11 protein-coding genes and 1 pseudogene are annotated in these 12025 nt (G+C 57.0%); 2 read left to right on the forward strand and 10 right to left on the reverse strand.

From position 1 onward, the window contains the following. Positions 1-75 precede the first annotated feature (75 nt). Positions 76-495, forward strand: a pseudogene (locus ACRZ9X_RS20235) (transposase); the annotation flags it as partial. Positions 496-918: 423 nt separating this feature from the next. Here ACRZ9X_RS20235 and ACRZ9X_RS20240 read toward each other — a convergent pair. The 5 genes from ACRZ9X_RS20240 to ACRZ9X_RS20260 all read right to left on the reverse strand — a co-directional run bounded on the left by ACRZ9X_RS20240 (position 919) and on the right by ACRZ9X_RS20260 (position 6159). Further along, positions 919-1941, reverse strand: a complete 1023-nt coding sequence (locus ACRZ9X_RS20240; protein WP_480521880.1) for an endonuclease/exonuclease/phosphatase family protein — start codon at positions 1939-1941, stop codon at positions 919-921. Beyond that, a complete protein-coding gene (locus ACRZ9X_RS20245) occupies positions 1938-2984 on the reverse strand; it encodes an ABC transporter ATP-binding protein (RefSeq protein ID WP_480521881.1) in 1047 nt (348 codons plus the stop codon). Before ACRZ9X_RS20245 ends, ACRZ9X_RS20240 begins: the two co-directional genes overlap by 4 nt. Positions 2985-2995: 11 nt before the next feature. Continuing rightward, the gene (locus ACRZ9X_RS20250; protein ID WP_480521882.1) at positions 2996-3889 is read right to left on the reverse strand and encodes an ABC transporter permease subunit; all 894 of its coding nucleotides are present in this window, start codon (positions 3887-3889) and stop codon (positions 2996-2998) included. Positions 3890-3900: 11 nt separating this feature from the next. Next, on the reverse strand, positions 3901-4782 hold the full coding sequence (locus tag ACRZ9X_RS20255) for an ABC transporter permease subunit (protein ID WP_480521883.1): 882 nt from the start codon (positions 4780-4782) through the stop codon (positions 3901-3903). A 72-nt stretch (positions 4783-4854) separates the two neighbouring features. Further along, positions 4855-6159, reverse strand: coding sequence for an extracellular solute-binding protein (locus tag ACRZ9X_RS20260; protein WP_480521884.1), 1305 nt, complete (start codon positions 6157-6159; stop codon positions 4855-4857). A 1004-nt stretch (positions 6160-7163) separates the two neighbouring features. Between ACRZ9X_RS20260 and ACRZ9X_RS20265 the strand changes: the two genes are divergently transcribed. Further along, positions 7164-7451 (forward strand): hypothetical protein, encoded by a 288-nt coding sequence (locus ACRZ9X_RS20265; protein ID WP_480521885.1) that lies wholly within the window; start codon positions 7164-7166, stop codon positions 7449-7451. A gap of 93 nt (positions 7452-7544) precedes the next feature. Here ACRZ9X_RS20265 and ACRZ9X_RS20270 read toward each other — a convergent pair whose 3' ends face one another. From ACRZ9X_RS20270 to ACRZ9X_RS20290, 5 genes are all read right to left on the reverse strand, one after another. Then, positions 7545-8288 carry a DUF533 domain-containing protein gene (locus tag ACRZ9X_RS20270; RefSeq protein ID WP_480521886.1) on the reverse strand — a complete coding sequence of 248 codons (744 nt, stop codon included), beginning with the start codon at positions 8286-8288 and terminating at the stop codon, positions 7545-7547. 67 nt (positions 8289-8355) lie between these two features. After that, positions 8356-9255, reverse strand: a complete 900-nt coding sequence (locus tag ACRZ9X_RS20275; RefSeq protein ID WP_480521887.1) for a DUF2950 family protein — start codon at positions 9253-9255, stop codon at positions 8356-8358. Positions 9256-9355: 100 nt separating this feature from the next. Further along, positions 9356-10531, reverse strand: a complete 1176-nt coding sequence (locus tag ACRZ9X_RS20280; protein WP_480521888.1) for a DUF3300 domain-containing protein — start codon at positions 10529-10531, stop codon at positions 9356-9358. 204 nt (positions 10532-10735) lie between these two features. Further along, entirely contained in the window at positions 10736-11215 is a 480-nt protein-coding gene (locus ACRZ9X_RS20285) for a GFA family protein (protein WP_480521889.1), read from the reverse strand. A 46-nt stretch (positions 11216-11261) separates the two neighbouring features. Beyond that, positions 11262-12008: an alpha/beta fold hydrolase gene (locus tag ACRZ9X_RS20290; RefSeq protein WP_480521890.1), complete on the reverse strand. Its 747-nt coding sequence runs from the start codon at positions 12006-12008 to the stop codon at positions 11262-11264. Between the last annotated feature and the right edge of the window lie 17 nt (positions 12009-12025).

Below are 12025 nucleotides of genomic sequence, written 5' to 3' on the forward strand. Positions count from 1 at the left end.
AGCCTCTGGAACATTTGGACTTCCGAGCCAGATCGATCCATCCTAAATCCCATCCACCAGATGCCTGGACTGAACCATGCTATCTGTGGCGGCCAAGATCGCCCCCTGAATTTCTTTGTGACGGCTGGTAAGGTCAGTGATTATTCCGGGGCAAAAGCTCCGCTGAGCAGTCTGCCAAGTGTCGGTTAACTGCTCGGAGTTCGCGGCTATGATGCAGATTGGTTCAGAGAAGCGTTGCAAGGCAAAGGGGTACGCGCCTGCAATCCATGTCGAAAGCAACGCAAAAAAGCCGTCCGATACGACAAGCGACGATACAAACGCCGCAACCGCATTGAAATCATGTTCGCTAGACCGAAAGACTGACGGTGTGTCGCAACACGATATGACAATTGTCCAAAGGTCTGTCTGTCCGCAATCACACGCGCAGCAATCGTCTTTTACTGGGGTCGATTCAGGCTGGGTGCAGAAGAGGGCGCTCAGCACTTTCCCGAATGATCGACTTCTAATTTCTCTCTGTGGCGGTGCCCATGGCTGATCTTGGGCCGGAAAAGCCCATTGGCCTTCGAACGAAAGGTCGCTTAAGTAAGAAACCGGAGCGGCACTAAGGCTAAACTGCCCACCAATTTCTATGATGCTTAGCCGTCCAAAAAGTTTGCGACAGAACCCTTGCCACGTCTGGAAATCCGCGCAGATGTTTGTCGGGTTTCGCACGGATCAGAAAGGTGGTCTTCACCCACAGAAGTGGTCCTCCGCCATGTTTAACAAGATGGAGGAAGACCATGGCAAACAAGCGACTCTAGCCCGAAGAGATTATCACGAAACTACGGCAGGTTGAGGTTCTGACGGGGCAAGGGATGCCACGTCCGGATGCGATCCGGCAGATCGGTGTGACTGAACACTAATATTTTGCGCGGCGGTCTATATTGACAAGCACTTGTTTTGGATCTCAAGCGTGCTCCAAACGCAATCATGATCCGAAAGTGGTGTGTCCGAAGCAGAGATCGAGGTCAATATACCAGACCGGACGGGTACCAGATCCCGGCCCGTCAACCAGTCCAGCTTCATTTTGCGGTCGGGATGCGGGGTGATCAGGCTGGCACGCGTCGTATGGCCCTCGGGCGTGAACTCCCACGAATAGCCTTGTTCTTTCGCCAGATCGAACAAGGTTTCACGGCGCCAGTCGAAATCCGGCGGGATATGGTTGCCTGTGTTCAAGTCTCCGCCAATCAGAACCGGTGTATCGGGCGCAAATTCGTCGACGGCCTTTAGCAACAGATCGAACTGTGCGTGCCGGTGTGCGGCATTCGCATTGCTTTCCAGATGGGTGGAAACGACGCAGACCGGACCCTTGGCAGTCGGCACCACGGCGGCAATGGCCATCCGTCCCCCGACACGAGGTTGGCCGGGGTCTGTCGCGCCGGTCTCCGGCACGAACCAATGGCCATGATCGTCCAGACGGATAAGCGCAGCGCGGTCGAACGGCACCCGGGACAGGATGGCGTTACCATGCCAGCCGAATGCGTTGAATTCATCGGTGCAATAGGCGCGCTCGGTTTCACCGCCCAGATCAAGCTCGTGGAACTCGACACCAAATGCATAGACCATATCCAAGGTGCGCGCCATGTCCCGGGTCGTGTGGCGCTGTGCGGTACGGGCCATGCCGTGATCAACTTCGGACAGAAGAACCACATCCGGGGCGATCTGGTTCAGATGAGCGGCGGTGTCGTTGGGGAACAGACAACGCTCAACATTCCATGCCGCTGCGGTGAATTGGGCGGGCAGTTCGGTGGCCGAGGGCGACCCGCCCAATTGCAGCGCATTCATCGCCGGAAGCATGGCAAGAAGGTCACGATGCGCCTCGGCGGTGCGCGGGGCGGACAGGATCTCCTGCCGCTGGTCCGGCGTCACCGCGGGCAACGCGCTTAAAACATCAGTGATCACAAGGTTCTTCCCGTTTCCGCATCAAACAGCCGCAGGGCTTCGGGTTTGAGGGTCACGCGAGTCTCGCCGCTTTGCACCTCATGGTCCTTCCCGACCATCACAGTAAAGGGTTGATCCGCGATTGCCCCGTGCAGCAGGCGGTGGGCCCCCAGCTCTTCCAGGATGTCGACACGGAAGGGGATGTTGCCCTGCGCGTTCAGTTCCACATCTTCGGGACGGATACCCATGGTCACCGGCCCGGCATAGGAACCCGGCGCGGGCATCAGCCCGTCATAGCCGTTGAGCCGAACCTGCGCATCGTCCACTTCAGCCTCGATCAGGTTCATCGGCGGTGCGCCCATGAAGGACGCGACAAAGGTCGAGGCCGGGTTGTGGTAAATCTCGGACGGGGTGCCGATCTGCTCGATCCGGCCCGCGTTCAGAACGATGATGCGGTCGGCCATCGTCATCGCCTCGACCTGATCATGAGTGACATAGACCGCGGTGGTGCCAAGGCGGCGTTGCAGGGCCTTGATCTCAATCCGCATCTGGTTGCGCAGTTTCGCGTCGAGGTTCGACAGCGGCTCGTCAAACAGGAACAAGGCCGGGTCACGCACAACCGCCCGGCCCATGGCGACGCGCTGACGCTGACCACCCGAAAGCTGTGCCGGTTTGCGGTCCAGATATTCGGTCAGGTTCAGCATTTTTGCCGCATCCTGAACCTGGGCGTCGATTTCGCTGGCCGGGGTGCCGCGGTTCTTGAGCCCGTAGCCGATATTCTTGCGAACGGTCATATGCGGGTACAAAGCATAGTTCTGGAACACCATCGCGATGTCCCGGTCCGCCGGGTCCACATCGTTGACCACCCGGTCGCCGATTTTCAGCACCCCTTCGGTGATGTCCTCAAGCCCCGCGATCATCCGCAGCAACGTGGATTTGCCGCAGCCCGACGGGCCGACCAGAACGACGAACTCGCCGTCCTGAATGGTGAAGCTGGTGGTTTCAACTGCGTGAAAACCGTTGGGATAAACCTTGCGGATGCCCTCTAATGATACCTGAGCCATGCGCGCATTCCTTATTTGTCGGATTCTGTTAGGCCCTTGACGAACCAGTTCTGGAAAAAGACCACGACCGCCACAGGGGGGATCATTGCCACGATGGCCAGCATCAGGGCCTGGCCGTAGTCAGGGATTTGACTGTCTGTAAAGGTCAGGACGATCTGTTTGATGCCGCGCACCAGCGTGAAAAAGCTTTCGTCCGTGGTGATCAGCGTGGGCCACAGATACTGGTTCCAGCCAAAGACGAACATGATGATGAAGATCGCCGCGATCATCGTTTTGCTCAGGGGTACAAGGATGTCGGTAAAGAACTTCCACGGACCCGCACCGTCGATCCGGGCGGCCTCGGCCAGTTCTTCGGGAACCGACATAAAGAATTGGCGGAAAAAGAACGTACCGGTGGCCGAGGCGATCAGCGGGACGATCAGGCCGGTATAGGTGTTGGTCAGCCCCAGCTTCTGGATCGCCTCATATGAGGGCAAAATGCGCACCTCAAGCGGCAGCAGCAAGGTGGTGAAGATCACCCAGAAGGCCAGCGTGGCAAAACGCAGGCGGAAATAGACGATGGCATAGGCCGCCATCATCGAGATGATGATCTTGCCCACCGCAAAGCCGATCCCCAGAATGAACGAGTTCATCAGCATCAGCGTGCCATCAACCGTCTGGGTGAACCCGCCCTTTTCGAACATCGCGGCGTGAAAGTTCTTTCCCAGATCGTCGCCCAGCGTCAGTTGCAGCCCTTCGCGGTGGATCGTCACCGCGTCATGGCTGGCCGTGATCAGCGCCAGCAGAGGCGGCGCCATCATCAAAAGCGCGCCCAGGATCAGGACAGTGTGGTCGCCGATCGCCTCCCATTTGATGCGACGAGGGCGGCGGGCCACGATCGGGGTGTCGAGTGTTGTCTCAGCCATGTCCAAAGCCCTCAGGTATAGTGAATCCGGCGTTCCACCAGGCGGAACTGAAAGACGGTCAGCACCAGCACCAGCACCATCAGGATCACCGATTGCGCGGATGAGCCGCCCAGATCGTTGCCCCGGAACCCGTCCAGATAGACCTTGTAGACCAGCGTCATCGGGTTGTTGCCCGGCTCGCCCTTCATCAGCGCGTCGATGACGCCAAAGGTGTCAAACATCGCATAGGTGATGTTGATGATCAGCAGGAAAAACGCGGTGGGGGCCAGCAGCGGGAAAGTGACTTGCCAGAACCGCCCGGTGGCGGACCGGTTGTCGATCATCGCCGCCTCGCGCACGGACCGCGGAATGGATTGCAGGCCCGAGAGGAAAAAGATGAAATTGACCGGGATCTGCTTCCAGACAGACACGATGATCATCGCGGTTGCGGTCGCGTTGTAGTCGACACCCAGTTTGAAATCCCAGCCAAATATCTGAAAGAACTTGGTCATGGGGCCGGTGCTCTGGTCGAAAAACAGGATGCCCAAAAAGCCGGCCACCGGGGGCGCGATGGCATAGACCCACATCAGCAGCGTGCGATAGGTCTTGGCCCCCCGGATCACCTTGTCGGCCTTGACCGCCAACAGCAGCGCGATGGCCAGCGAGAAAAAAGTGACCAGAACGGAAAACACAACCGTGAACCACGCGATGCGCTTGTACTGATTACTGCCCAGCAGCGAGGTATAGTTTTCCGCGCCCACAAAGGTCGATCCGAACCCGAACGGGTCCTGCAGAAAAAACGAGGATTGCAAGGCCCAGCCCGCAGGCCAGTAAAAGAAGATGGCGATGATCATCAACTGCGGCAGCAACAGCGCCACAGGCAGCCAGATCGTATCGAAGCCCGCGCGTTTCATGAGTGGTCCAGTAAGAAAAAGTGTGATGGCCGCGCCCAAGGGCACGACCATTCTGGGGGTGATCCCGGGGGGTTAACCCTGGGTTTTGCCAAAGCGGGCCAGCAGCTCGTTGGCTTCTTCTTCGATTGTCTTGAACGCGGTCTCGACGTCGGTTTCACCGGTCAGGATACGGCCATATTCGCGGTTCATGATGTCGCGGATCTGCACGTAAAAGCCCATGCGATAACCTTTGGTGTTGTCACCGGCCTTGCCTTGCAGCTGGTTGACACCAACCTCGGCCGCCGGGAAACGGTCATAGTGGCCGTCTTTCTTGGCAACCTCATACGCGGCCTCGGTGATCGGTACATAACCGGTTTCCTGATGCCAGAAATACTGGGTCTCGGGCGCGGTCAGAAACCGGAAGAACTCGGCTGTCGCCTTGTTTTCCTCGTCCGACTTGCCGGACATGGCAAACAGCGCTGCGCCACCGATGAAGGTCTGAGTGGGCTCGGCGGTTACGGCTTCCCAATAGGGCAGTTCGGTCGCGCTGAATTCAAATGGCAGGTCTTTTTGCAGCAGACCGCCGAACGAACCGGACGAGCCCAGCCACATCGCGACCTTGCCTTCTTCGAACGGCTTCTGGTTGTCACCCCAACCGGTGCCGTACCATTCGAACATACCGTTTTCCTTCCACTCGCTTACAGCGGTGAAATGCGCCTTGATCGCGTCGTTGTTGACCAGGATCTGCGTGTCGATACCGTCGTAGCCGTTGTTGTGGGTCGCAAACGGCAGGTCGTGGCGCGACATGAAGTTTTCGGTAAAGATCCAGGGCAGGTGCGACTGGCTGAGCGCGATGTAACCTGCATCTTTCAGCGCCGGGGCTGTGGTCGACTGGAACTCTTCCCACGTCTTCGGCGGCGTGACACCTGCGGCGTCCAGCGCATCGACATTGTAATACAGGATCGGCGTCGATGAATTGAAGGGCATGCCGATCATCTTGCCGTCGCTGTCGGCATAGAAATAGCGTACACCGGCGATATATTCGTTGATGTCGAAATCGACACCATTATTGGCCAGCAGGTCCTGAACCGGGATGGTTGCACCCTTGGCACCAATCACGGTGGCGGCACCCGCATCGAACACTTGCATGACGTTGGGCTGTTCGCCCGCGCGGAAGGCCGCGATCCCTGCGGTCAGCGTCTCTTCGTAGCTGCCTTTGTAGACTGGAGTGATCTTGTAGTCGTCCTGCGAGGCGTTGAAATCCTCGGCGATTTTGTTGACGGTCTCGCCCAGCTGGCCGCCCATCGCGTGCCACCAGGTGATTTCGGTTTCGGCAAACGCTGCGGTCGCGGAAAAGGCGACGGCGGCAGCGGCTGCGCTCAGTTTGAAGTTGGTCATTTCGATCCTCCGATTCGGAAGCAGTCCCGGTGTTTGGCAGTTAGGCCGGCGTCAGGGGACAGGCAGTTCAAAGTGAAAAGTCTGATGCGAATGGGGAAGAACCCCAAAGCAATGCACGGGTTGTGCGCACAAGCGGTCACCTATGCGGATCGTGTGACGGTTTGGTGAAAGATTTGTTTCAGTATTAACAAATTGCGGGAAAACAGAAGATAGCTTTGGCCACGGCTGGAGCAGCAAAAAAGCCAGCATACAGGCCGCGCCCCGTGAAAGCACAAGCCGTCGCAAACGCGGCCGGGATGACGCGCGCATTTACGCCACATGCCTGTTTGGGCGCGACGAACCAACCGCCACCAAATCCTTCGCGCCTATGCCCGAGGTCGACGGTTTGCCGCAAAAGAATGTCATCGACAAAACCGCGGCGAACACTGCTGACATCAAAGCGTCCACGAGCCGCCCCAATCGGTTTGTGCCAATCACATCCTGTTTTGATCCAATTTCCCGGCTTCGCGCTTCAGGAATCCAGCTTGCGCCCCCAAAAACAGGCCATTGATGGAAGGCATGGCAAACCTGCCCGACAATGTCGGATACACGCCGTGTCTTCAGACCCGCCTCCTGCCCCACGGCGACAAAATCCTTTCGCCCGGATTCCAGCCGTTCCTGTTGACACACAGATGATGTTCATCGCCCAGCCCGATGACTGCTTCGGGCGCGGTCAAAACATCCTGAAACAGAAGAAGGATCAAACGAACAACCATCGAAACCATTGGATGCGAGTAATCAAAATGACCACTTCAGTGGGGCAGGATCAGATCTGACCCTTGTCACTACTGGCACCGGGACTCGGAATGCGTGGGATACTGGTTCTGTGGAACTCGACAATATCGACGTGCCGTCGCTGACCGAGACCCAGTTCGCGTTCGTTCAACAAATCCGAAACCGCCATTTGAATTCTCGCAGCCTGCGACCGCTGCATCTGCTCAGGGTCACCGTACAGCTTGAAGCATATGGACGCCGCGTTAGGGTCGGCAAATCTCAAACAGGACCGTAAACGACTTCTTATTCGCGCCTTGGTTGACTCTGGTGCGGTGTCGCCGGTGCTCAGAAACCAAATCATCAGAATCTTTTCCCGCGAGCTGGAACAGGATCACTCGTCGACTCTGGAGATTGCGATCGCGATGCGCAATTGGAATGAAACACGCTTGGACACCCAGTTCGCAACCCTGCTTGAAAACGAAGACGTCGATCCGGTCACTCAGTTCGTCATTCAAACCAAATTGGTATCAAAGGACTGAACGCCAATAGTGTTTCCTCAGAGTCTTGAAGCGGCGCTACTGCAGGAGAATTCGTCACGATCTGCGCAACCGTTCCCGAGTAAGCCGACCAATCTATCTGAATAGTCGAGGCTCACCCATTCTATCGTGGATCGAATTCACCATGTCCGGCTTGAGACCCGGCGCTTGTGACAGCTCATGCAGGTACCGGGCCTCTTTGTTTGTATCCAGATCGATCCCCATGACTGACATCATATAGACTTGCCCGCCTGCCCCTGCCGGAACGTCACGAACCAGCGCGGGCACATCGACGGGCTTGGCAAGCTCGGCCTTTACAAACTCCAGTTCCTCGCGATCCAGGTCGCCCAGATGCTGCGTTAGCTGTTCTTTTTCGCTCGTATCTATGCGACCATCCGCTTTTGCTGCCTGAATAAGCGCGCGCAACAACACTCCGGCCATTTCCTCCTGCTCGGGCGATGGCGTGGCTTGTTCTTGACCAAACCCCTCAAGGCTCTGGTTCAGCATGTCGCCAAGTGAGCCTTGTTTTGGCGCATCAAACGGACGCGCCGCAGCCTCTGAGCCTGAAAAACTCTCTGTCGAAATCTGGCTGAGTTCGTCCAAGGCACCGCCGAGGCTACCGCGGCCTCTGGGTCCGTTGCCGCCCAGCATTTTTCCAAGCATGCCGCCCAAGCCTCCACCCTCTGATGTAGGCATTTGGGAAGCTGAGCCGCCATAGGGCGCGCCGCGACCCGAAACACTCCCTGCTGATGCGCCGTTTGACCGGGACATCATGCCCCCTACTCCCTTTGCAATCGCGATACCAACTGCAGCCTTCGCAAGTGTCTTGACCAAACTCATTGTCGCAAATCCTCTAATAGTCTTCTGAAAAATCTCCAATATCGAATGTCTGTGTTGACGCGCCGGTTTAATTGACCGGCTGCCAATCCTCAGACGGATCAAATCCCGTTGTGCCTGCCGCCTTTTCCAGTGTGTCCTCGCCCAGAACAGACTCAAACACGACACCGTTTTCCGACACCATGAAACTGTGCACACCAGTCTCTCCGAACTCTGCCGGAACGGCCAGAAGAGCGTGACCCGCAACCATGTGACCATTGACGAAATAGTCCATGGCGCCGCCGGGTGCCGCATCGGTTTGCTCGGTCAGGATACGGAAATAGTAGCCCAAATAGGGTTCGGGCGCGTGATCGGTTTCACCGTCGCTGTAACCAAGGGCCGAGGCGCGCGCGAAAAGCTCGCCCAAAAGCGTGTCTTCATCTGCCCAAAACAGCCCATCCCGCTGATCCGCTGAGGTTGAGATAATCTGGCTTGCAAATTCCCTGACCCCGTCGCCATTTTGATCCTGCGACCGGAAATCGGCCTGGATGTCGACATAGGCCACCATCAATTCGATTACGTCCAGTTCGTTGCGGCCAATTTCGCGCAGACGCACTTCTTCCCGACCTGCATCGTTGTCAAAGGACCATGACGTGTCCGTCTTTGCGATGGGCACCGGGAACAGCCAGCCTTCTTCACCCAGCGCGATCAGGACCGAGCCATCGTCTTGCGGCACAAGCCGATAGCCTTCTTTGTAAAGGGACAGCAGGGCCAGTTTGTTGATCTTGTCCTCGACCGGGTTTCCATCGGAAAGATAGTCCGCAGCCTCTGGCCCAAAGACGGCCAAAGTGGCGCCTTCCTCTGGGCTTTTCAGCGCCGCGACCATCGCCTCAAGCGCCTCCTGAGGTGAGTCATACACGGCTGGTTCGGCCCAGACCGGGTTTGAAAACAGCGCAGCAATTGCAGTTATTTTGATCAGCTTATTGGTCATGCTCTTATCTCCTCCGCTGGGCTTTTTGGTGGCTGGCTTTACCCCGTTGCGAAGCCTTGCGCGCTTTTTGCCCGTTGGATTTCTTGGGGGTCGCCTTAGGCTAGCTGACCGCTTTGGGCTTAGTGGCCTTGGTGACATGGGACTTGGTCCCGGATGGTTTCTTAACCGCTGGCTTTTGGGCCGGTTTCTTCACTGCCTTATTCGGCGTGGCCCGATTGACCTTGGGCGTGCCCCCATCCTTCATGGTTTTCCGAACTGCTTCCGTTTTGGCCTGCGATCCGGGCCGGGAGATATCTGGCGCACCGGATTTCTGGGACAGTTTGCTTCGCAAGGCATCCGCGCTGCTGTCACCTTTGTCTATCGGCAGCTTGGTCTTGCCCCCTGGATCCTTTTTGGAGGCAATCTTGTCTCGCGCCTGATCCTTCTTTCGATCATCCGGTTTCCAGCCATTGTCAGGGCGGTTGATATTTCCGTTCCCGATATTGACGTCATTGCCGATATTCACATTGCCGTCGATATCCAGATCAATATTCGGATTTCGATAGATCGGGCCCCCACCCCAACCCCCGAAATTTCGACAACCCCAGTAGTCATTCCAGTCGTCATCATCGTCAAAAATGGCGTCGATCAGGGCGAATGTCCCAAACGCGATAGCTCCGGTGACAATGGCGTCGCCAACAAGGTTGCTGTTGTTGTCGGTATAAACGAACTGAGGGTCATATTGCGGCACATAAACAACTTCTGGGTCCGCAGGTTGGATGATGACGGTTTCGTCTTCCGTGACCTCGACAAGCTGTTCCTCGCCCGATATCAGGATACCGTTGTTGATCGCCTGGGTCCGCATGGTCTGAACGGCGACCATCACCTCGTCACTTTGGGCAAGCATGGCGTCGCCCATGGTTTCGGTCCATTCGATATGGGCCGCCATATCCTCGATCACTTCCGGGAAGGCAACAGCCAGAACCTCAACGCTTTCATCCCATTCTTCGGCTTCTACAGCAGCTTGAATGATCTCAGGCTCTTCACCGTCCATGCTGGCCAGCAACCGGTCGCTTTTGACGACTTCCATCGGACTGGTCGCCGCAATCAGGATCTGAATCAAGAGCGTGTCCGGAAATAAGGCAATCGGTGCGACCAGATTTTCCAGCTCGGCCTGCGTGAGCAGATCATCGTCTGATACAGGCTCGGCTACACCCTCCTGTTCGGTCTGTGCGCCGACAAGTGTCGGTGCAAAAACCAGAAACACGGGTACAATCCAACGAAAAATACCGGCCATAATTCCCCCCTTACAATCACAATCATCCGACGCGCAATTTAGCACGGGCACACCGGGAGAATTCATCCCGATATTCGAATTTTCAAATTTCTTGCATGTTGTCGCGGGAGGAACGGCTGTGTAAAGAGTCTTTGGCTCAAATGGTCTTTTTCAATGTTTTTGAAGGCTTAAACCGGCGTCAATAGTCCCTTTTGGGAAGTTTCCCTACATATTCTGCAGGCGTTTCATACTCTCTTCTGACCAGACCTGTCTGAGATCGTAGAAAGCTCCGAAAGACGGCACTCCGTTTTTAAGGATCGCATGGGGCTGTTTGCTGTCGGTGTGAATATAGACATCGGGCGGAAGGTGGTGTGGTTGGTCCAAAGTCCCTGCGCGGATGAACAGGATGGGGGACGGCACGCGTTTGGCGAACCGCAGGTACTCGCTCCAGACCGCCACATGACAGTTTGCACAGCGAGATATCCTCTGCCCGCTGCCGGACGGTGTTTCAGCCATATCCTCGATGATATTTCCGGACAGCAGCAGGACATTACTGCCCTCGATCAACGCATTGACCGCATGCGTGCTGTCGGTTTGCCGCTGGCACCTTCGACAATGACATCCATGCACGATCAAGGGTGAGGCCAAGAGCCGATACCGAACCTCACTGCAATCGCAGCCGCCTTCCAGCTGTTCATTGCGCATGATCAATCCTCCTGCATTCGGGTTTCGAAGTGCCGCAAGGTTTCGGTCACGCGGCCAGCGCGCTGTCCTTCAGATACGGTGACAGGCAATCTGCAAAAGCCTTCGCCATTGGAACAGCATGGGTCAGCGGGGCCATGTGCCCGTGATTAGGCAACAACAATTCGACAGCCTGTGGATGCGTCCGTGCGAAAGCCCGGCACATGGTTGCGGTTACGTCTGGGGAAAGACCGCCGCGCAGAATGGTGAGAGGGCCGGTATAACGGACCTGATCCAGCGTCCAACGCCCCGAGAACACCTCAGTCATGTCGCGGATCATCCCGGGGTGATGTGCCAAAAGACGGTTTTGCTGATCAGGACCCAATCGCGCCCAACTCCCCTGCCCTGACCAGAACTCGATAAACGCGCGCATCAAATCCCTCGGAGCAAGATGACGCGCTTCGTGCCACAGAGCGTCCAGTTCGGGCGACAGGCAGTCAGCGCCGTCCCGTGACGGGGTGATCGGGTCATATAGCGTAACACTGCTCACCCGTTCGGGGCAGGTATTGGCCAGCTTCATGGCAACCGCACCGCCAAAGGAATGCGCCACAATGTGTACCCTGCCCTTCTGCGCGGCCAAAACCTTAGCCAACATTTCCAGCCGGTCCGATTTGTCCGCAGCCGCCGAGCCATAGCCCGGCAGGTTCGGTGCAAGCACGGTCGCCTGACCTGTGATCTCGCCCGCCAAAACGCACCACTGTTTGCCGCTGCTGGTCGAGCCGTGAAGGGCCGGAAAAACGGGAAGATCCTGTTTCATCGCTCAAACTCCACGGC

Source organism: Ruegeria sp. AL1 (genome assembly GCF_056540905.1).